Origin of the sequence: Streptomyces sp. NBC_00442, assembly GCF_036014195.1 — a bacterium.
Lineage (GTDB): Bacteria > Actinomycetota > Actinomycetes > Streptomycetales > Streptomycetaceae > Streptomyces.
This window is the reverse complement of record NZ_CP107918.1, coordinates 2,667,839-2,687,605: the sequence shown is the minus strand read 5'-3', so window position 1 is coordinate 2,687,605 and position 19,767 is coordinate 2,667,839. Positions and strand designations below refer to the sequence as shown.

Sequence of the window (19,767 nt, the reverse complement as noted above, 5' to 3'; positions counted from 1 at the left end):
GAATGCCATGGACGTCATCTCCGTCATCCGCACCAAGCGAGACCGGGGCGAGCTGTCTCCCGAGCAGATCGACTGGGTCATCGACGCCTACACGCGCGGCGTGGTCGCGGACGAGCAGATGTCCGCCCTGGCCATGGCGATCCTTCTCAACGGCATGAACCGCACGGAGATCGCCCGCTGGACCGCCGCGATGATCGCCTCCGGCGAGCGCATGAACTTCGACTCGCTCTCCCGCCCGACCGCCGACAAGCACTCCACCGGCGGCGTCGGCGACAAGATCACCCTGCCGCTCGCCCCGCTGGTCGCCGCGTGCGGCGCGGCCGTGCCGCAGCTCTCGGGCCGCGGCCTCGGCCACACCGGCGGCACGCTCGACAAGCTGGAGTCCATCCCCGGCTGGCGCGCGCTGCTCTCCAACGAGGAGATGCTGAACGTCCTCGACACCACCGGCGCGGTCATCTGCGCGGCGGGCGACGGCCTGGCCCCGGCCGACAAGAAGCTCTACGCGCTGCGCGACGTGACCGGCACGGTCGAAGCCATCCCGCTCATCGCCAGCTCGATCATGTCGAAGAAGATCGCGGAAGGCACCGGCTCGCTCGTCCTGGACGTGAAGGTCGGCACCGGCGCGTTCATGAAGAACATCGAGGACGCGCGCGAACTCGCCTCCACGATGGTCGCGTTGGGCACCGACAGCGGCGTCAAGACGGTGGCGCTCCTCACCGACATGTCCACCCCGCTCGGCCTGACCGCCGGCAACGCCCTCGAAGTGCGGGAATCCGTCGAGGTGTTGGCGGGCGGCGGCCCCGCCGACGTCGTCGAGCTCACCATCGCGCTCGCCCGCGAGATGCTGGACGCGGCGGGCATCAAGGACGCCGACCCGGCGAAGGCCCTCGCCGACGGCTCCGCGATGGACGTGTGGCGCCGGATGATCGCGGCGCAGGGCGGCGACCCGGACGCGAAGCTCCCGGTCGCCCGCGAGCAGCACGTCATCACCGCCCCCTCCTCGGGCGTCCTGACCCGCCTCGACGCGTACGACATCGGCGTGGCCGCCTGGCGCCTCGGCGCGGGCCGCGCCCGCAAGGAGGACCCGGTGCAGGCGGGTGCGGGCGTCGAACTCCACGCCAAGCCCGGCGACACGGTCACCGCGGGCCAGCCCCTGCTGACCCTGCACACGGACACGCCGGAGAAGTTCGAGTACGCGCTTGAGTCGGTGTCCGGATCCTACGACGTGGCGCCGGCCGGCACGGCGTTCTCGGCGACGCCGATCGTGCGGGAACGTATCGCCTGAGCTGGGGTTCTTTTGGTTGGACCCTCGTACGGGTGAACGGGATCGGTGGACCTCCGCCGGTCCCGTTCGGCATGCTGGACTGCGTGACGAACCGACGCAGGGAGACCGCCGTGAGCGCACCCACCGTCGACCACTCCGGCACCGGCCACGAGTGGGACGACATCGTCCGGATCTGGGAGGGGACGGACGCACCCGAGGGCTGCAAGGTGGAGATCATCGAGGGGATCGTCACCGTGTCGCCGGCACCGTCCGAAGAACACAATGACACCGCCTGGCTCGTGCAGCAGCAGCTCCTCACCGTGCTGCCGGACGGCTGGGCGATCTACCAGACGCTGGGGGTCGTCCTCCAGCAGAGCGCGGGCCTCTACGTGCCCGATCTGCTGGTGATGCCGCGTGCGCGGCTGCGCCAAGGACCGGACGGCCGTACCGCCGCGGAGGACGCCGAGCTCGTCGTTGAGATCACCTCCAAGAGCAACGCGAACCACGACCGGGTGATGAAGACCCACGGCTGTGCCAAGTCCGGTGTGCCGCTGTACCTGCTGCTCGACCCCTGGCACTCGGGCCGACCGACCGCGACGCTCTACGGCGAACCGCACGACGGCACCTACCGGGTGCTCGCCACGGTCGAATACGGCGAGAAGCTGTCGCTGCCCGCCCCCTTCGACCTGGAAATCGACACCGGAGGCTTCCCGGTTCGCTAGCCCTCCCGCATCCCCACCGATGAGTTCGGCACCCCGCGCCGGTCTCATCGGTGTGGAAGCCACCGACCCCGCGGAGCAGCACGCCGTCCTCGTCCTCCCCGACCCGCTCACCTTCGCCGACGTTCCCCTCCTCTGCGAGCGGCTGCGCGGGCTGTACGGGGGTGGGGCGAGGGAGGTCGTGTGCGACCTCGCGGCGCTCACCCGGGCCGACCTCGCCGCGGTCGAGGCGGTGGCCCGGCTGCGGCTGACCGCCCGGCGGGCCGGGGGGCGTCTGCGGATGCGGGGCGCCGGGGCCGGGCTTGTGGCGTTGCTGGAGCTGGCGGGGCTGGGGGCGGAGGCGCCGTGAACCCGCCCTCGGCTGCGAGTCGGTGCGCGGCTGGCCGCGCCCCTTGCCTCACTTTCCCGTGCGTGCACCTTCCTGCGCGGGTTCCAGTGCGGGCCGTCAGCTCACCGCCGGAACGGGGTTGTCCGGGGAGTCGAGCCAGGCCCGTTCACCGTCGCCACCCACGGTCAGCCCGAACCGGTCAAACCCCGGCCGGCCCCGCGCCTCCCACCAGAGATACGCGGCCTCCGTTTCGTCCCACAGGCGTCGTGGCCCGCTCTGCACCACCGCGAAGGAGTCCGCCTCCGGCTCGTAATCGGCGGACGCCCACGACAGCAGGTCGGTGCTGTACGTCCACAGCGTGTACGAGCCGTCGCCGTAGCGCTCCACGCTCCAGAACGCCCCGGACATCTGGAGCCCGATGGCGAACTGTTCCACCCAGCCGCCCACCTTGGCGGGGGAAAGCCCGGTCGTGGTCGCGGCGCCGTCGGCCGGCCACGCCTCGCCCTTGAGGAAAGCGTCATGCGGGGGCAGGCCAGGGCGCTGTTGCCGAAGCCGCATGAACGCACTGGAGCGCGTGAACCGCCCGCCGGCGGTCCCGTCGCCCTCCACGCTCAGCCTGACGATGGCCTCACCCCCGTACAGCGTCCCCCAGGGAGCCACGATCAGCCCGCCGACGCGTGTCTGGTCCACCCACGCTCCCGGAACCCATCCGACTGAACAGGTGGCAATGATCCGGTCGTAAGGGGCCCCACCCGCGTGGCCGAGCTGTCCGTCTCCGACGATCACCAAGGGAGACAGCCCGGCTCTGCGCTGACGCTCTCCGGCCGCCTTCGCGACCTCGGGGTCGTACTCGACGGAGACGACGTTCCCCTTGCCGAGCCGGTGAGCGAGCAGGGCCGAACTCCAGCCAGTTCCCGTCCCGATCTCCAGGAGCCGGAGCCCGTCCCGCACGTCGAGATCGGCCAGCATGGAGAACACCATGCGGGGCTGGGAATTGGAGCTCGACGGAGTCCTGCCCAGGCCATCCCCGGTGTGGCTGCCGTCGTCCCATTGCGTAGTCAGCGGGATGTCGGAGTACACCGCCCGGAGCCACGCGTCCGGGTCCTTCCTGCGGTCGATCAGTGGGTTCTGCCGGGTGCCGTCGGAGATGCCCGGCCAGATGCGGTCAGGGACGAACAAGTCCCGGGGAACCGCGCGGAAGGCGGGCAGCCAGTCCGGTTGCAGGGCGCCCGAGGCAACGAGCGCGGAGGCGAGCCCCGCAGGGCCCGCCCCCTCTGTGCGCGTGATCATCCGGTGCTACTTCTTCGCGGGGCCGGAGCCGTCGGAGGAGTTGCCACCGCTCGTCTCGGAACCGCCGCCACCGTGCCCGCGTCCGCTGCTGCCGTCATCCTGCTGGCTGCCGCCCTGGCCGCTTCCGGTACCGCCGCCGTGCTTCGACATGTGATGCTCCTTCACTCGTGATGGTGGGGGGATGCTGCCCCACCCTGGCGGGGTGGGAGTGTGTGGGGGTCTTGTCGACCCGATCCATGACGGCGATGTGCTGCGCGTGCCGGTTACGGACCTCACCGCCGGGTCCCGTCGTCCTCAGCGCACCGAGGGTGCCAATAGGCGACACCGGGCGGTCCGTCCCTGTCGGCGAGCAAGCCCCGCCGGGCGGGCAGGTGGAGGGGGATCGGTTGGTGACAGGCCGGGCATGTCTCGCGCTTCACCGTGTAGGTCACGTACTCGAACTGGACCGCCTTGGCAGCGGACTTGTCTTCCATGCTCACTCTCCAGCCTCTTCGCTCGCCACATGGTCGACTTCCTGCCTGCACAGTGGATGCGGGCCGGCCTGGCCGGGGCCAACACCCTTACCCCGCCGAACAGTTCGCGCCACTTGCCGTCACTGCTGGACGCGTGCGGTGGCTACTCGGTGCCTTCTGCCTCGGCCTGCTCGGCCCGGTCGGCCGGCACTACGACGGCCGCGTCCTGGATCGTGCGGGAGAACATGGCGTGACCGGTGCGAGCCGTGTGCTCCCGCATGGCTTGGCTCACCTCGTCGGTCGTTGCCGTCGGCAGGACCACGTAGTGACACGCCCCGTTCGTGCACGTGGCCGAGACGCGGAAGGCTGCGTCCGGGAGCGCCGCGACCGAGTAGCGCGCGAACCGCGCTGTGCTCTCGCTGCTCATCGGCGCCGCCCCTCAACCGGCGTATCGCATACGCGTGCCTGAGTGAGTTCGGCGGCCGACAGGTGGCGCAGAGCCTCGGGCGGGGTGGTCCACTCGACACCGCCACCCGGCGGGCGGAGGTACACGCTCCCCTCGAAGCGTTCTTGCACTGCGCCGATCTTGTTGCCGTTCGCCGTGTCCACCACGTACTCGGCGGTCCCCTCGGTGAACACCTCGGTTCGGATGGCCACGACCGGTGGCTCGACTGTCATATGAGGTCACCTCTTCATTGCGGTGTGTCACTGCTCGGACACTGTCGCGGTCGGGAAGGGTGCCGACTAGGGGCATAAGTAGGGGCAAGTACGTTTTCGCTGACCGGAGTTACAGGACGGCAGGGTCTCTCTGGGGCACCATGGGCCCATGGCCATCGGTGACGTGATCAGGGAGTTGTGTCAGGCGCGAGGATGGAGCCAGACCCGCCTGGCGGACGAGATCAATGAGCGGTATGGCACGAACCTGACCCGTGAGTACGTCAGCAAATGGTGGCGCGGCAAGGTCACGCCCAGGGCCTTCTACCTTGCCAAGCTGTCGGCTGTTCTCGACGTGCCGCTAGCCGTCCTTGAGGGTGAAGTGAATCGACGCACGTTTCTGACGGATGCTGCCGGAGCTGCCATAGCCCCTGTGATCGCCTCTGACCTCCTCTCCGCGGGGTTCGCCGCCCGTCTGACGGGTGGGCCCACGGCGGATGCCTGGGAGAGCAAGCTGGCCACGTACGGCACCGAGTACATGTCGCTCGGCGCCGCGGACATTCAACGCCGGATCTCCGGCGAGCTGGTGGTGGTGCAGCAACAACTCGATACGCCGCACCTCTGGTCAGTGGCTTCGCGGCTCATGACGCTCTACGCCAAGACCTTTCCGGGATCAGACGGGTCCAAGGCAGTTCACTGGTACCGCATGGCCGCGAGGGCCGCCGATCAGTCGGGGGATGGTGCGACCCGAGTGTGGGTGCGGGGCCGTGCGGCTATCGCCCTGGGCTACGAAGGGGCTTCGCTGGGCGTCGCGGACGTGCTCGCGCAACAGGCTCTGGAGATCAGCGACAAACCCTCGCTGGGGCTCCTGAACGCGATCTATGGCAAGGCGCACGCGGCGGCGCTCCGGGGTGACCGTGAAACGGCCCTCCAACTGGACACGCAGGGGCGACGCATTTTCGACAAGGCGGGGTCGCATGCGCAAACTTCGGACTATGCGGTCCCTCACTGGCGGCTGAACGTATTCCGTTCGCTGCTGTTGGCCCGGCTCGGTGATGAGCGCGGAGCGGTTGAAGCACAGGACGCGGCCCGCGCGGAACTCCCCCCAGAACTGCCACGGTTCGCCACGCACTTGGAACTGCACCGAGGGTTGATGTTGGCGCGTGCCGGCGATCAGGAGGGCGGCACTGCTTACGCACAGGCGGCCATGGATGCTCTGCCACCCGAAAAGCACAGTCTTACTCTGCGCATGCTCATGCGCGAGATTCAGCGGTGAGGGGAAGCCCGCCCCTACCCCCTGAAGCGCCGGGCCTCCCGCTCAACTGGAAGGCAGGTGCCGTCGGCGGTGCAACCGACGACCTCCGCGTCAACGACCAGTGAGATCGAGCGCCCGTGGGAGCCCATGGGAGGATCGCGACGTGAACGATCTGCGCTTCCGCCTCGCCGAGGAGACCGACCTCGCCACTCTGGTCCGACTGCGTGACGACGCCGCCCGCTGGATGCTCGCTCAAGGCATCACCGGCCAGTGGGAGCCCGGTCAGCTCGACCAGGATCACTTCCGCAGGACCATGGCCGGTGGTGAGGTCTGGCTCGCCGAGGCTGATGGCCGCGTGGCCGGGGCATGGGAGCTGTGGTGGGAGGACGAGGACGCCTGGGGACCGCAGCCGCCGGTGGCCGGCTACGTGCATCGGCTGACGATCGCCCGCAGCAACGTGCAGCCGGGGACGGGGCGGCTCCTGCTGCGTGCCGCAGAGCATCGCATAGCGGCGACGGGGCGGGCATTCGCGCGTCTGGACTGCCTGGCCGGCAACGCGCGCCTGAACTCCTACTACCTGAACGCTGGTTACCAGGTCGTCGGCCACACGGCGGACAAACCGCAGCCGGGCGGTGCACCCAAGTCGTTCACCCTCCTGGAGAAGGCTTGCGGACCGGCCGCCGGGTCTCGGTGACTGCGGCCCGAGGGGCGCCTCCGCTGACCACATGGCCATCGGTGACTTGATCAGGGAGTCGTGTCAGGCGCGAGGACGGAGCCGGACCCGCCTGGTGGACGAGAGCAATCTTGTCCAGCTGTCGGCTGTTGGTGCCGCCCGGACGCCCTGTCCTTCAGCGCGCCGGGGCCGGGTCGCCGTCCTCGTCGAGGCGGGCCGGGAGGTTGAAGAGGGGGAACCAGCGGGACGTGTCCAGGAAGGACGTGATGCCGGAGATCTTGCCCCCGGTCGTTTCGATCACCATCAGCGCCCAGGGGGTGAACCCGCCCGCGGGATCGGGGTGGTAGTGGGCGAAGGCCGGGGTCCCGTTGGCCACCGTCGGCACGAGGCGGGAATTCCGGCAGACCGAGCCCACGCCCAGCATCCAGCCCACGATGTCGTCGTGGCCGCGCAGCCACAGGTCGTACGGCGGCATGGACAGCGTGGCGTCCTCGTGGAGGAGCGCGGTCAGGGCCGTCATGTCGTAGCCCTCGAAGGCCGCCACGTACCGGTCCAGGAGCTTCTGCTGTTCGTCGTCGAGAGGGTCCGCCGCGTCCGTCTCCTTGGGCTCCGATTCCGCCAGCGTCGAACGGGCCCGCTGGAGCGCCGAGTTGACCGAGGCGACCGTCGTGTCGAGCAGCTCGGCGACCTCCGCCGCCTTCCAGGCGAGCACCTCGCGCAGGATCAGCACCGCCCGCTGCTTGGGCGGCAGGTGCTGGAGGGCTGCGACGAAGGCGAGCCGCACCGACTCGCGGGCGAGCGCGGCCTCCGCCGGGTCCTCGATCGTGGGCAGCACCCGCCCGTCCGGCACCGGCTCAAGCCAGGTCACCTCCGGGCGGGAGTTGAGCTGGGCGTTGGCCACCGGGGTGGCGGCGGTCAGGTCCATGGGGCGGGCCCGCTTGTTGCCCGCGGTCAGCATGTCCAGGCACACGTTGGTCGCGATGCGGTACAGCCACGAGCGCAGCGAGGAGCGGCCCTCGAACTTGTCGATGCTGCGCCACGCCCGCACCAGCGTGTCCTGCACCGCGTCCTCCGCCTCGAAGGCCGAGCCGAGCATCCGGTAGCAGTACCCCGTCAGCTCTCTGCGGTGCTCTTCGAGGCGTACGTCCAGGTCCGCCGCCGTAACCAGATCACTCATCGGTCCACCCCGTGTCGTGCCGCGCGATACCAGCACTTCGGAAGCTACCGGACCCCACTGACAATCGCGCGGTTACCGAAGAAGGCGCAGGTCAGTGGCGGGCGTGTGCCAGGTGCAGGCCGTGGCTGCGGCGCTCGGCGCGGGCCGCGTGCGATCCGTACAGGGTGACCGAGACGACGCCCAGGACCGCGAGGAGCCCGAGCAGCACCGTGGCCGGCCAGCCCGCCGCGTGGAAGGCGACCGCGCCGAGCGTCCCGCCCGCGCTGGAGCCCAGGTAGTAGGCGGACTGGTAGAGCGCGGACGCCTGGGCGCGGCCCTGCTTGGCGGTGTGGCTGACCGAGGAGGAGGCCACCGAGTGGCCCACGAAGAAACCCGCGGTGATCAGGACGAGGCCGGCCAGGATCGCGGGCAGGGAGGAGGCGAGGGAGAGCAGCAGGCCCGCCGCGGTCGTGGACACGCCCAGGTACAGGGCGCCGCGCCGGCCGACCCGGGCCACCAGCTTGCCGGCGGTGGCCGAGGAGACCGTGCCGACCAGGTAGACCAGGAAGATCGAGCCGATCAGGCCCTGCGGCAGGTTGAACGGCGCCGCGGTGAGCCGGTAGCCGATCACCGTGTAGACCGCGCCGAACACCGTCATGAACAGCGCGCCGATCACATACAGGCGGACCAGGAGCGGGTCGGTGAGGTGGCCGCGCACGGTGCGGGCCAGGGCCCGCGGGTTCAGCGAACCCGGCGTGAAATTGCGGGCCTTGGGGAGGAGCAGCTTGAAGACGACCGCGCACACCGCGGCCAGCGCGCCCACCGAGAGCAGTGCCGCGCGCCAGCCCCAGGCCTGCGCGACCCAGCCGGTCAGGATGCGTCCGCTCATGCCGCCGATCGAGTTGCCCGCGACGAACAGGCCGATCGCCGCGATCAGCGCCTTCGGCTTCACTTCCTCCGCCAGGTACGCCATCGCCGACGCGGGCAGGCCCGCGATCGCCGCGCCCTGGACCGCGCGCAGCGCCACCAGCCAGCCCACGTTCGGTGCGAACGGGACGAGCAGGCCCACCAGGACCGCGACCGCGAGGGACACCGTCATCATCCGGGTCCGCCCGAACCGCTCGGACAGGGCGCTGAGCGGCAGCACGAACAGGGCGAGCGCGCCGGTGGCCGCCGACACCGTCCAGCTGGCCGCGCTCGCCGTGGCCCCGAGGTCCGCGGAGATCAGCGGCAGCAGGGCCTGCGTGGAGTAGAGGAGGGCGAAGGTGGCGACACCGGCGGCGAAGAGCGCGAAGCTCATCCGGCGGTAACCGGCGGCGCCCGGGGTGAGCTGGAGCGGGGACGGCGAGGTCGAGGCGGCCACGGTGGTGGACGCCCCGGTACTGGCGGGAGGCATGCCAAGACCGTAGGCCCGCCTGCATTTATGCGTCCAATGCACAGATGGGGGATAATCGATCCACTCCTGCATCAGCCCAGTTCAGAGGCGCGCGTGTCATTGAACAGTTACGAAGAATCCATGGAAGACGCCGCGCTGGCGCTCGCGCCGCGGCTCGCGTACTTCGTCGGGGTGGCCCGGCACGAGCACGTCACCCGCGCCGCTCAGGAGCTGGGCGTGCCGCAGTCGACCCTCTCGCGCGCCATGGTCCGCCTCGAAGAGGACCTGGGTGTCGCCCTGTTCGCGCGCAAGGGCCGCACCGTGGCGCTGACCGCCGCGGGCCGCACCTTCCTCGGCTCCGCCGAGCGGGCGCTCGCGGAGGTCGGCCGGGCCGCCGAGTCGGTCCGCGCGGACGCCGACCCGGCGGCCGGCAAGGTCGCCTTCGGCTTCCTGCACACCATGGGCTCCGAGACCGTGCCGGGCCTCATCCGCGCCTTCCGGGCCGACCACCCCCGCATCCGCTTCACCCTCGTACAGAACTACGGCGAGGCGATGATCGAGCGGCTGCGCGCGGGCGGGCTCGACCTGTGTCTGACCTCGCCGGTGCCCGACGCGCCCGACCTGGTGGCCCGGCGCCTCGACGAGCAGCGTCTTCGCCTGGTGGTACCCGACGACCACCGGCTCGCGGGGCGCAAGCGGGTGCGGCTCGCGGAGGCCGCCGACGAGACCTTCGTGACCCTCGAACCCGGCTACGGCCTGCGCCGCATCACCGACGACCTGTGCGCGGAGGCCGGGTTCGCGCCGCGGATCGCGTTCGAGGGCGAGGAGGCCGAGACCCTGCGGGGCCTGGTCGCGGCCGGGCTCGGCGTGGCCCTGCTTCCGCCGCCCGCGGTGGCGCGGCCGGGCGTCGTCGAGCTGACCGTCACCGCGCCGCGCGCGGTGCGCGAGATCGGCGTGGCGTGGCTCGACGGGCATCCCGACACCCCGCCGGTGGCCGCGTTCAAGGCCTTTCTGCTCTCCCGGCGGGGCAAGCTGATCCCCGAGTAACTCCCTCAGGGGCGAAGGGACTTGCCGAATCCCGAGGCCAGCGGCATGCGCAGCCCCAGCGGCGGCGGCGCGGCGAAGGCGTCCTCGACCGGGCGGGCGTACGGGCGCGAGAGCAGCGTGCCGAGCACGAAGTCCACGGCCAGCGCGTGGACTTCGGGGCGGTGCTGGCGCATCGCGTGGCCGTCGGAGTGGACCTCGAAACGGCAGGTGTCCCGGTTGGCCTTCTTGGCGCGCTCGGCGAGCCGGAAGGACAGCTCCGGATCGCAGCGCGCGTCATTGGTGCCGTGCACGATCATCACGCGCCGCCCCACCAGCTGCTTCACCGGCTCCGGATCGGCCGCCACATCGTCCGACGGGATCCAAGGGGCAAGTGCGAGAACGGAGTTGACGGCGGGATGGCCCGCCGCCCGCAGCGCGGCCCGGCCGCCCATGCCGTGCCCGGCCAGGCACACCTGCACGTCTCCGTAGCGGCGCACGGCCTCGTCGGCCGCCCACTCCGCGTCCAGGGCGAGCCGGGCGTCGCCGCCGTTCCAGCCGTTGCCGCGGTAGTGCACGCCGTGCGCCACCAGACCCGCTGCTCGTCCGTCCCGCGCCAGTCTGCGGGCCAGCGGCAGCGCGGCCGCGTACGCCACGGGGGAGGGCCGCCGTACCGAGACGGGGTCGCCGTCCGGCAGTACGAGGACCACGCCGCTGACCGTCGCGCCGGTGCCGGTCGCACCGACGGCCCGTCCCAGCCGGGCAGCAGGCAGGGGAATCGCTTGCTGTGCCATGGCAGAACAGTCTCAGAAGCCGGGGTGTACGCCACCCGTCCGCACGGTCACTGTTACGTATCGGCGGCGTTCGGACACCCGGCGATCTACGCGCGTAGGGGCTAGAGTGCCCGGATGACGAGCCAGACCGCATCCGTGCCCACCCCGGATCAGATCAGCCGTGCCCCGAAGGTGCTGCTCCACGACCACCTCGACGGCGGCCTGCGTCCCGGGACCATCATCGACATCGCCCGCGACACAGGCTATGAAGGCCTGCCCGAGACCGAGCCCGACAAGCTGGGCATCTGGTTCCGCGAGGCCGCCGACTCGGGCTCCCTGGAACGGTACTTGGAGACCTTCGCGCACACCTGCGCCGTCATGCAGACCCGCGACGCGCTGTTCCGGGTGGCCGCCGAGTGCGCCGAGGACCTCGCCGAGGACGGCGTCGTCTACGCCGAGGTGCGGTACGCGCCCGAGCAGCACCTGGAGCAGGGCCTCACCCTCGACGAGGTCGTCGAGGCCGTCAACGCGGGCTTCCGCGAAGGGGAGAAGCGGGCTCGCGCGGGCGGCCACCGCATCCGGGTGGGCGCGCTGCTCACCGCGATGCGGCACGCCGCCCGCGCCCTGGAGATCGCCGAACTCGCCAACTCCTACCGGGACTCGGGCGTCGTCGGCTTCGACATCGCGGGCGCGGAGGCGGGCTTCCCGCCCACCCGTCACCTCGATGCCTTCGAGTACCTCAAGCGCGAGAACAACCACTTCACCATCCACGCCGGCGAGGCCTTCGGCCTGCCGTCGATCTGGCAGGCCCTCCAGTGGTGCGGCGCCGACCGGCTCGGCCACGGGGTACGCATCATCGACGACATCGAGGTCGCCGAGGACGGCGGCGTGAAGCTCGGCCGGCTCGCCTCGTACGTGCGCGACAAGCGGATCCCGCTGGAGATGTGCCCCACCTCCAACCTCCAGACCGGCGCCGCGGCCTCGTACGCCGACCACCCCATCGGGCTGCTGCGCAAGCTGCATTTCCGCGCGACGGTCAACACGGACAACCGTCTCATGTCGGGCACCAGCATGAGCCAGGAATTCGAGCACCTGGCGAATGCCTTCGGCTACACGCTCGATGACATCCAGTGGTTCACGGTCAATGCGATGAAATCAGCATTCATTCCTTTCGACGAACGACTGGCCATGATCAATGACGTGATCAAGCCCGGTTATGCCGAGTTGAAGTCCGAATGGCTGTTCCAGCAGACCGCTACGACCAGCGGTTCCGCGGTCACGGGCGGCTGATTGCGGGGAGCGTAGAACGGCCGGACGTGTGAACGACCGGCCGTTTTCGGGTGTTTGCGGCCAGGACGTTTCGCTGACTAACTTGGCGAGCCGCTCACCCTCCCCACCCCAAGGACAAATTTCTGATGAAGCAGTCTGCCAGGACGCTCGGTGTCGTTGCCCTCGGTGCCGCCTTCGCCGCCGCTGCCGCCGGGACGGCGTCCGCCGCCCCCGCGCTCCCGATGGGCACGCTGTCGACCGTGACCGCCGGGACCCCGCTCGGCCTCGTCTCCCGGGCACTGCCCGCGGCCTCCCCCGAGGCGCTGGCCGGCGGCCAGAAGGGCACCAGCTCCGACCCCGTCGCCGGGCTGCTCGGCGGCCTGCCCACCGGCCCCGTGGCGAGCAACCTCGCCGGCGGCGGGCTGCCCGGCCTCTCCGGCTGACCCACGCCGACCCCCGCGGGGGCGCACACCCATGAGCCGGGTGCGCGCCCCCGCGGCGTGTGAGTAGGGTCGGGATCATGCGGCTCCGGGTCACGCGTGCCAAGGCATCCGCCCGAGCGGCGGTGCTCACCCTGACCGTGCTGCTCGCCGCGGCCGCCTGCACCGGACCGGACGGGCCGGTCGAATCCGTCGCCGGCGCCTCCCGGCCGTCGGCCGCCCAGGCCGCCCTGGAACGCGCCGCGCTCGCCGCGGGCGACGTACCGGGCTACCAGGTCTCCGGTGATCCCGCGCCCGACGACACCCGGGGCACCCCGCGGGCCGATCGCGACGCCTGCGCGCCCCTGGCCGAGGTGATGGGCGAACGGCCCGACGACCGCGCCCGCGCGACCGTGAGCCGCGGGCTCGGCTCGCACGACACCCCGGGTCTCGCCGTGTCCGCGTCGCTCTCCGACTACGCCGCCCCCGACGCCCGGGACCTGCTCGCCCGGCTGCGCACCGCCGTGACCCGCTGCGGCGCCGGCTTCGGCACCGTGCTCGACGGCCACGCGGCCGCCTACCGGAACGTGCGGAGCCTGCCGTACGCCGTCGCGGGCGAGGAATCGGTCAGCTGGACGGCGTCGGTGCTCGGCCAGGGCGAGAGCGCACCCGTGCACATCGTCGTGGTGCGCCGCGGCGCGACCGTCGTGCGGTTCATGGCGATCGACCTGTCCGAGCGGGCGCCCTCGACGGTCACCGTGCCGCACGAGGTGGCCGACGCGCAGCTCACCAAGCTCTCCCGGACGCCGCCGGGCTGAGCGCCGGCACTACCAGGCGGCGCGCGGCGACTTCTCGGCGGGGATCAGCGCCCACATCGCCAGATAGACCACGAACTGCGGTCCCGGCAGCAGGCACGACACGAGGAAGATCACGCGCATCGTCGTGGCGGAGGTGCCGAAGCGCCGTGCCAGTGCGGCGCACACCCCGCCGATCCTGCGGCCTTCGGTGGGGCGGATGAGAGGGGCGCTCATGGAAGGCTCCTTCGGGAGCTGGAGGGGAGCCGCTCTGCGTGGACTCCCTCGCGATGTGTCCATGGTCGCGCCCGCCGCCGCACGGGGCGTCGGGCTACGGGGCGATACCGACCCTGGGAATCGTCGGGGTACGTCCCTGAGGGGAGTCCTCCCGAAGGACGGGCGCGGGGCTCACGCGCTGGTTCCTGCGGCGGATGCCCCGCCGGCCCGCCGGCACCACCGCGAGGTGCGCGAGGGCCACGCCCGCCGTGTTCAGGAGCAGCGCGTCCACATCGGGCACCTGCCCCGGCACCGACGTCTGGAGCAGCGCGATGCCGAGCGAGATCAGCGCCCCGGCCAGGACGGTGCGTACCAGCGAGGCGAACGGCGAGACGGAGAGCCGCCCGCCGGCCAGGGGGAGCAGTATCCCCAGCGGGGCAAGGAGCAGCAGGCCCTCGCCGATCCGGTGGGCCGCCTCCAGGGGGCCGAGCGCGAGGTCGGCCTTGATGCCGGCGAACGGCGTGAGATTGGTGGCCGTCACCCACATCACGTCCCGCGGCCTCAGCGTGACCCATGCCACGAGCAGCAGATGGGCGAGGAGGAGCACACATCCCGCCACGCGGAACCGGATGACGGCGCTGCCGTCCTGACCATGATGCTGCTGCACGCTGCCCAAGACGCGGCCCGCGCCGCGAACGGTTCCGCCGGTCCCGGGAGATTCCGGGTGCGTGACGCGTCACACCCGCGCCCGGGGCCGCCACGTCGACGGCGGCCGCCCCCGCCCCGCGCACGGCCGCCGTACCGATCCTAGGAGCCCGGCGACCGCAGGGGCGCGGGGATCTCGCCGAGGGTGGCCGCGTTGTCCGGACGGGACTTCATCTCGGAGGTGCAGGTGTAGCCGCGCGCCGGGTCCTCGCCGGGGCCGCCGAGCAGCACCTGCTGGGTGCCGGGCGCGGCCGGGGTGTTCTCCGCGTACGTGCACACCACCTGCGACAGCGCGAGCGCCGACAGGTCGTCGGGCTCGCGGCTCAGCCGCAGGGCGCCGGCCGGGTCATGGGCACGGGCCGCGGTGACGGTGAGCGGGCCCTTGACCTCCGTGGTGTACCCGGCGTCCTTCTCGGCGTCCGACGGCTGGGCGATGAGCTCGTCCAGCAGCGTCTGCGCGAAGCGCACCCGGTCGGCCGTGCCCTTGTTCTCGGGGACGCGCACCGAACGCTCCGCCGTGACCAACTGGGCGCCGCACACCAGATAGACCTCGACGGTGACCCCCTCGAACTGCGGGGTCATGGCGTTCTGCGGGACCGTGCACGCCACCCTCGACGGAGCCGGGCCCGCGTCGACGGGCACGGAGGTGGGGCGGATGCCGCAGCCGCCGGTGGCGGTCAGCGCGAGCAGCCCGGCCAGCACGGCGGCTGTCCGGTGGACACGTCCTCTCACTGCTCCGTGCCTCCTTCCGGCGTCTCGGGGCCGGCGGGCGGGGTGGCGTCCAGGGGAAGGCGCAGCACGAAAACGGCGCCGCCCTCGGGCGAGTTGGCGGCGCTGATGTCGCCGCCGTGAATGTGTGCGTTCTCCATCGCGATGGACAGGCCGAGCCCGCTGCCCTCCGAGCGCGGCCGCGAGGCGCTGGCCTTGTAGAACCGGTCGAAGACGTGCGGCAGCACGTCCTCGGGGATGCCCGGTCCGTGGTCGCGTACCGCGATGACCAGCTCATCGCCCTCGACACGGACCGCGACCCGCACCGGGGAGCCGCCGTGCTTGAGGGCATTGCCGATCAGGTTGGCGAGCACCACGTCCAGGCGGCGCGGGTCGAGGCGGGCCATGATGCCGCGCTCCGCGTCGAGTTCGACGGCGTCCAGCCAGGCCCGGGTGTCGATGCAGGCGGTGATCTGATCGGCGATGTCCACGTCGTCCAGGACGAGGCGGGCGGTGCCCGCGTCGAAGCGGGTCACCTCCATCAGGTTCTCCACCAGGATGTTCAGCCGCCGCGTCTCGGAGACCACGAGCCGCACCGCGGGCGCGATCATCGGGTCGAGGCTGTCCTCCTCCTCTTCGAGGACCTCGGCGACGGCGGTCAGCGCGGTCAGCGGCGTACGCAGCTCGTGCGACATGTCGGCGACGAAACGGCGGCTCGCCTCCTCGCGCGCGCTCATGTCGGTGACCTTCTTCTCCAGGTTCTCGGCCGTGCGGTTGAACGTCCTTGACAGATCGGCGAGTTCATCGGTCCCGGAGACCCTCAGACGGGTGTCGAGCTTGCCCTCGCCGAGCCGGCGCGCCGCGTCCCCGAGCCGCTGGACGGGCCGCAGCACGGTGGTCGCGGCGGCCTGCGCGAGCAGCGCGGAGGCGAGCAGTGCGAGGAAGGTGGCGATGCCGAGGGACCAGGCGAGGGAGTTGAGGTCGCGCCGCTCCTGGTCGAGCGGGGCCAGCATGTAGCCGGTCGGACCGGCGCCGATGACCTTCGTGCCGCCGACCAGGTACGGACGGCCGTGCAGGGTGATCCGCTGCCAGAACAGGTGGTACGGGTAGGCGTTGGCCTGGGTGACCTTCTGCTTCTTCGTGACCGCTTCCTGCAAGGACGCGGGGACGTCGTCGAGCGTGAAGTCGTCGAGGCTGGAGGCGCCCACGATCGGCTTGCCCGGCGCGCGCTCGTCCACGAGCACCACGTTGTAACGGGAGTTGGAGCTGTCCGCCATCTGCTGCGCGGCCACCTGGAGGTCGTGCTCGGTCGGCTGGAGCGGAAGGGAGGCGGCCCGGTTCTGCATGCCCTGGCGGAAGTCATTGAGCGCCGAGTCCTGCGTACGGACCAGTACGGCTTCGCGGTTGAGCCAGTACGCGATGCCGGACGCGGAGACGGCGGCGGTGAGCGCGACGAGCGCGAACACGACGACGAGCCGCAGACGCAGACTGGTCCAGCGCAGACCGGCGAGTACGGCTCGCTTCACTTGCCCTGCTTCTCGGGGGGACGGGGACGGTGCGACGGATTCACGACGGGGTGTCCAGGCGGTAGCCGACGCCGCGGACCGTACGGATCAGGGTCGGCGACGACGGCACGTCCTCGACCTTGGCGCGCAGCCGCTGCACACAGGCGTCGACGAGCCGGGAGTCGCCGAGGTAGTCGTGCTCCCAGACGAGCCTGAGCAGCTGCTGACGGGACAGCGCCTGGCCGGGCCTGCGGCTCAGTTCGAGCAGCAACCGCAGCTCGGTGGGCGTGAGTTGGAGGTCCTCGCCGTTCTTGGTGACGGTCATCGCGGCCCGGTCGATCACCACGCTGCCGAACGCCGCCGAGTCGGTGGCCTCCCGTTCTCCGCGGCGCAGCACCGCCCGGATCCGGGCGTCGAGCACCCGCCCCTGGACCGGCTTGACAACGTAGTCGTCGGCCCCGGATTCGAGGCCCACCACCACATCGATGTCGTCGTTGCGCGCGGTCAGCAAAATGATCGGCAGCTGGTCGGTGCGCCGGATCCGGCGGCACACCTCGAAACCGTCGATCCCGGGCAGCATCACATCCAGCACGATCAGGTCCGGCCGCTGCTCGCGCAGCAGTTTCAGACCGTCCTCTCCCGTCGCCGCGGTGGCCACACGGTGGCCCTGGCGTGACAGGGAGAGTTCGAGGGCCGTGCGGATGGCGTCGTCGTCCTCGATCAGCAACAGGAAAGGCACGGAGGTCATTCTGGCCCATGGGGGAGATGAGCACGACCCCCGTCCGGCCCCTGACCCGCGCCACCCCGTTCACAGGCCCCTGTGACAGGCTCGTGACACTTGGCGGACAACCCCATGAAACTGCCCGTGCAGGCTCTTCCTCGTAACCAAGCACGCCGATGAAACACAGACTCCACCCGACGGGGGGCGCGAGATGAACGCACTGCACAGCACCAACTCCGGCGCAGTTGTGACGCGTCTCCACGACGTCGTACGGAGCACCGAGAAGTCCGGTGCCGCGAGCATGCGGGGGTGCGCTCGCAGCGCCGGACGTCAGCACTCGTCGTCGGCACAGCAGGGGCTCGTGCCCTACATGACGGTGCTCGACGCTCCCGCGGTTCCGGCCGCGGGCAACAATCCGGGGGGAACCGGGGAGGCGGCGTACCGGGAGGGCTCGGGGGAGCCGGCCACCGCGTCGGAGGCGGAGTTCACCGCCTACGTCCAGGAGCGCCGCGCCTCCCTGTACGCCACCGCCTACCACTTGACCGGCGACCGCTTCGAGGCGGAGGACCTGCTGCAGAGCGCGCTGTTCTCCACCTACCGCGCCTGGGACCGCATCAGTGACAAGGCGGCGGTCGGCGGCTACCTGCGCCGCACCATGACCAATCTGCACATCAGCGCCTGGCGCCGGCGCAAGCTCAACGAGTACCCGACCGAGGAGCTGCCCGAGACGGCGGGCGACACGGACGCGATGCGCGGCACCGAACTGCGCGCGGTGCTCTGGCAGGCGCTGGCCCGCCTTCCCGAGACGCAGCGCACGATGCTGGTCCTGCGCTACTACGAGGGGCGTACCGACCCGGAGATCGCGGACATACTGGACATCAGTGTCGGCACGGTGAAGTCCAGCATCTGGCGCTCGCTGCGCCGGCTGCGCGAGGACGACGTCCTCAGCTTCGGCCGTGACGAGGAGGAGTCCTTCGGCGAGCTGGTGGCCTGAAGGCCCGGGGGAGGGGACGCGGGGTCCACGGGGGACACGGGGACCCCGCGCGGGGTACGGGGGGTACGGGGGGAAGCGGGGGGGCCATCGGCCCCGCCGCTTCGTCGTGCCCGCACGGATGCGGGCGGATCTGTATATGCGGGCGGAGCCGGCCGGGCGGGACTTCGACGACACGACCTAGGCCGCGGCCGCCGTGCGGGAGCGGCCCGCGGCCGCCCCGGCGATGCGGCCGAGCGCCTCCCGCTTGTCGCAGGGGTGCGCGCCGAGCGCCGACTGGCGGGCGACGATCGCACGCTCGGCGCGCATGAGGCGCCAGCCGCGGCGCAGCAGGAACGCCACCGACTTGCGGCCCTCCCGCAGATCGCGCAGCAGCCTGCGGCGGAAGGTCGTGGAAGGGCGGCCGCGCAGACAGATCGCGTCCGCGAGCACCCCGAGTTCCTGGCAGCGGGTGACGATGTCGGCGGCGAAGATGCCCTCCGCGACGAAGAGCGGGGTGCGGCCGATGCCGAGCTCGGTGGCGCCGGTGATGGAGCTCGTCGCGATCGAGTAGACGGGCACCGCGGTGCGTCCCGTGTCGCACAGCTCGACGATGGCCCGGACCGCCGCGTCGGCGTCCCAGGACAGCGGGGAGTCCCAGTCGATGTCCGAACTGCCCGTCACCACCGGCAGGGTCGGGTCGTCGCCCTCCTTGTAGAAGTCGTCGAGGCGCAGTACGGGCAGGCCCGCGCGCGCCGCGAGGGACGACTTGCCGGAGCCGGAGGGCCCCGAGAGCAGAACGACGCGCGTCACAATGGCAGATGAACTCACGGGTCACCAGTGTGGGCCATGCACCCGTGCGTGGGACCCCTCCGGGACGCCGTTGGTATCGAGCATCACATCTCAACTACGCTTCGCGATCGCGTGATTACGCTCCACACCGTACGAGAGTGAGTGGGAACCCCATGGGACATCACGAGGCCCCCAACCCGGCCGGCGCCCGGCGCCGCCGGGCACTGCTGCGCGCCGGGCTCACCGTCACCGCGGCCGGCGCGGCCCTCGCCGGCGCGGGCACGGCAGCCCAGGCCGCGCCGCTCCCCGCGTCCGCGCTCGGCCACAGCGCGACCGCCAACGACCTCGCGGCGGGCGTGCAGGGCCTGACCGGGTCGGTCGGCCACGCCGTCGGGCCGCTGACGGGTCTGCGGCTCGACCCGCTGGCCAACACCGGCGTCGACCCGCTGACCAACGGAGTCGCCACCCAGGTCGCCGACTTCAAGCCGGTGTCGACGACCGCGGCGACCGGCGTCCTGACGAGCGGCGCCGCCCTCAAGGACCTCCCCGTGGTGGGCGGGGTCACCGGCGCGCTGCCGGGCTGACCGGCCGAAGGACACGCAAGAAGGGCCCCGCCGTTCTCGGCGGGGCCCTTCAGCACGGCTCGGCGGCCTCCGTGACGTACGCCGCCCTCCGTGCCGTACGACGGCTCAGCACGCGCTCAGCA

General features: G+C 71.5%; 24 protein-coding genes. 11 read left to right on the top strand and 13 right to left on the bottom strand.

All coding sequences use genetic code 11. The features are described from left to right. Nucleotides 1–7 precede the first annotated feature (7 nt). From OG432_RS11985 to OG432_RS11975, 3 genes are all read left to right on the top strand, one after another. Entirely contained in the window at nt 8–1,285 is a 1,278-nt protein-coding gene (locus tag OG432_RS11985) for a thymidine phosphorylase (RefSeq protein WP_328310621.1), read from the top strand. Nucleotides 1,286–1,395: 110 nt separating this feature from the next. Next, nucleotides 1,396–1,986: a Uma2 family endonuclease gene (locus OG432_RS11980; protein ID WP_328310619.1), complete on the top strand. Its 591-nt coding sequence runs from the start codon at nt 1,396–1,398 to the stop codon at nt 1,984–1,986. Nucleotides 1,987–2,005: 19 nt separating this feature from the next. Beyond that, nucleotides 2,006–2,332 carry an STAS domain-containing protein gene (locus tag OG432_RS11975; protein WP_328310617.1) on the top strand — a complete coding sequence of 109 codons (327 nt, stop codon included), beginning with the start codon at nt 2,006–2,008 and terminating at the stop codon, nt 2,330–2,332. A gap of 96 nt (nt 2,333–2,428) precedes the next feature. On the opposite strand, the gene OG432_RS11970 is transcribed toward OG432_RS11975, so the two are convergent. The 4 genes from OG432_RS11970 to OG432_RS11955 all read right to left on the bottom strand — a co-directional run bounded on the left by OG432_RS11970 (nt 2,429) and on the right by OG432_RS11955 (nt 4,710). After that, nucleotides 2,429–3,601, bottom strand: a complete 1,173-nt coding sequence (locus OG432_RS11970) for a methyltransferase domain-containing protein (protein ID WP_328310615.1) — start codon at nt 3,599–3,601, stop codon at nt 2,429–2,431. 6 nt (nt 3,602–3,607) lie between these two features. Continuing rightward, the gene (locus tag OG432_RS11965; RefSeq protein WP_328310614.1) at nt 3,608–3,751 is read right to left on the bottom strand and encodes a hypothetical protein; all 144 of its coding nucleotides are present in this window, start codon (nt 3,749–3,751) and stop codon (nt 3,608–3,610) included. 465 nt (nt 3,752–4,216) lie between these two features. After that, nucleotides 4,217–4,480, bottom strand: coding sequence for a hypothetical protein (locus OG432_RS11960; protein ID WP_328310612.1), 264 nt, complete (start codon nt 4,478–4,480; stop codon nt 4,217–4,219). Beyond that, the gene (locus OG432_RS11955; RefSeq protein ID WP_328310610.1) at nt 4,477–4,710 is read right to left on the bottom strand and encodes a hypothetical protein; all 234 of its coding nucleotides are present in this window, start codon (nt 4,708–4,710) and stop codon (nt 4,477–4,479) included. The genes OG432_RS11960 and OG432_RS11955 overlap by 4 nt, the downstream gene beginning before the upstream one ends. Before the next feature lie 169 nt (nt 4,711–4,879). Here OG432_RS11955 and OG432_RS11950 point away from each other — a divergent pair, with 169 nt between their 5' ends. After that, a complete protein-coding gene (locus OG432_RS11950) occupies nt 4,880–5,983 on the top strand; it encodes a helix-turn-helix domain-containing protein (protein WP_328310608.1) in 1,104 nt (367 codons plus the stop codon). Nucleotides 5,984–6,125: 142 nt separating this feature from the next. Next, entirely contained in the window at nt 6,126–6,656 is a 531-nt protein-coding gene (locus OG432_RS11945) for a GNAT family N-acetyltransferase (protein WP_328310607.1), read from the top strand. Between the two features lie 154 nt (nt 6,657–6,810). Here OG432_RS11945 and OG432_RS11940 read toward each other — a convergent pair whose 3' ends face one another. After that, the gene (locus tag OG432_RS11940) at nt 6,811–7,812 is read right to left on the bottom strand and encodes a sigma-70 family RNA polymerase sigma factor (protein ID WP_328310606.1); all 1,002 of its coding nucleotides are present in this window, start codon (nt 7,810–7,812) and stop codon (nt 6,811–6,813) included. A 91-nt stretch (nt 7,813–7,903) separates the two neighbouring features. After that, the gene (locus tag OG432_RS11935; protein WP_328310604.1) at nt 7,904–9,187 is read right to left on the bottom strand and encodes an MFS transporter; all 1,284 of its coding nucleotides are present in this window, start codon (nt 9,185–9,187) and stop codon (nt 7,904–7,906) included. Between the two features lie 120 nt (nt 9,188–9,307). Here OG432_RS11935 and OG432_RS11930 point away from each other — a divergent pair, with 120 nt between their 5' ends. Then, nucleotides 9,308–10,213, top strand: a complete 906-nt coding sequence (locus OG432_RS11930; protein WP_328310602.1) for a LysR family transcriptional regulator — start codon at nt 9,308–9,310, stop codon at nt 10,211–10,213. A gap of 5 nt (nt 10,214–10,218) precedes the next feature. Here the strand turns inward: OG432_RS11930 and OG432_RS11925 are convergent, their stop codons facing one another. Beyond that, nucleotides 10,219–10,983: an alpha/beta hydrolase family protein gene (locus OG432_RS11925; RefSeq protein WP_328310601.1), complete on the bottom strand. Its 765-nt coding sequence runs from the start codon at nt 10,981–10,983 to the stop codon at nt 10,219–10,221. A gap of 114 nt (nt 10,984–11,097) precedes the next feature. Here OG432_RS11925 and OG432_RS11920 point away from each other — a divergent pair, with 114 nt between their 5' ends. From OG432_RS11920 to OG432_RS11910, 3 genes are all read left to right on the top strand, one after another. Then, on the top strand, nt 11,098–12,252 hold the full coding sequence (locus OG432_RS11920; protein ID WP_328310600.1) for an adenosine deaminase: 1,155 nt from the start codon (nt 11,098–11,100) through the stop codon (nt 12,250–12,252). Between the two features lie 125 nt (nt 12,253–12,377). Further along, nucleotides 12,378–12,674 carry a hypothetical protein gene (locus OG432_RS11915; RefSeq protein ID WP_328310598.1) on the top strand — a complete coding sequence of 99 codons (297 nt, stop codon included), beginning with the start codon at nt 12,378–12,380 and terminating at the stop codon, nt 12,672–12,674. Nucleotides 12,675–12,751: 77 nt separating this feature from the next. Continuing rightward, the gene (locus OG432_RS11910; protein ID WP_328310596.1) at nt 12,752–13,468 is read left to right on the top strand and encodes a hypothetical protein; all 717 of its coding nucleotides are present in this window, start codon (nt 12,752–12,754) and stop codon (nt 13,466–13,468) included. A 9-nt stretch (nt 13,469–13,477) separates the two neighbouring features. Here OG432_RS11910 and OG432_RS11905 read toward each other — a convergent pair whose 3' ends face one another. The 5 genes from OG432_RS11905 to afsQ1 form a co-directional block, all read right to left on the bottom strand. Beyond that, nucleotides 13,478–13,681, bottom strand: coding sequence for a PspC domain-containing protein (locus OG432_RS11905; protein ID WP_328310594.1), 204 nt, complete (start codon nt 13,679–13,681; stop codon nt 13,478–13,480). A 94-nt stretch (nt 13,682–13,775) separates the two neighbouring features. After that, the gene (locus tag OG432_RS11900; RefSeq protein WP_443058374.1) at nt 13,776–14,327 is read right to left on the bottom strand and encodes a VanZ family protein; all 552 of its coding nucleotides are present in this window, start codon (nt 14,325–14,327) and stop codon (nt 13,776–13,778) included. Nucleotides 14,328–14,467: 140 nt separating this feature from the next. Further along, a complete protein-coding gene (locus OG432_RS11895) occupies nt 14,468–15,097 on the bottom strand; it encodes a hypothetical protein (protein WP_328310590.1) in 630 nt (209 codons plus the stop codon). Further along, entirely contained in the window at nt 15,094–16,599 is a 1,506-nt protein-coding gene (locus OG432_RS11890; RefSeq protein WP_328310588.1) for a HAMP domain-containing sensor histidine kinase, read from the bottom strand. The genes OG432_RS11895 and OG432_RS11890 overlap by 4 nt, the downstream gene beginning before the upstream one ends. A 40-nt stretch (nt 16,600–16,639) precedes the next feature. Beyond that, nucleotides 16,640–17,317 carry a two-component system response regulator AfsQ1 gene (gene afsQ1 / locus OG432_RS11885; protein ID WP_189762146.1) on the bottom strand — a complete coding sequence of 226 codons (678 nt, stop codon included), beginning with the start codon at nt 17,315–17,317 and terminating at the stop codon, nt 16,640–16,642. Nucleotides 17,318–17,510: 193 nt separating this feature from the next. Here afsQ1 and OG432_RS11880 point away from each other — a divergent pair, with 193 nt between their 5' ends. Continuing rightward, entirely contained in the window at nt 17,511–18,293 is a 783-nt protein-coding gene (locus OG432_RS11880) for a SigE family RNA polymerase sigma factor (protein WP_328310583.1), read from the top strand. A 177-nt stretch (nt 18,294–18,470) separates the two neighbouring features. Here OG432_RS11880 and OG432_RS11875 read toward each other — a convergent pair whose 3' ends face one another. Next, a complete protein-coding gene (locus OG432_RS11875; protein ID WP_328310581.1) occupies nt 18,471–19,100 on the bottom strand; it encodes an ATP-binding protein in 630 nt (209 codons plus the stop codon). Between the two features lie 134 nt (nt 19,101–19,234). On the opposite strand from OG432_RS11875, the gene OG432_RS11870 reads away from it, so the two are divergent. Continuing rightward, nucleotides 19,235–19,645, top strand: a complete 411-nt coding sequence (locus OG432_RS11870; RefSeq protein WP_328310580.1) for a hypothetical protein — start codon at nt 19,235–19,237, stop codon at nt 19,643–19,645. Nucleotides 19,646–19,767: the final 122 nt, after the last annotated feature.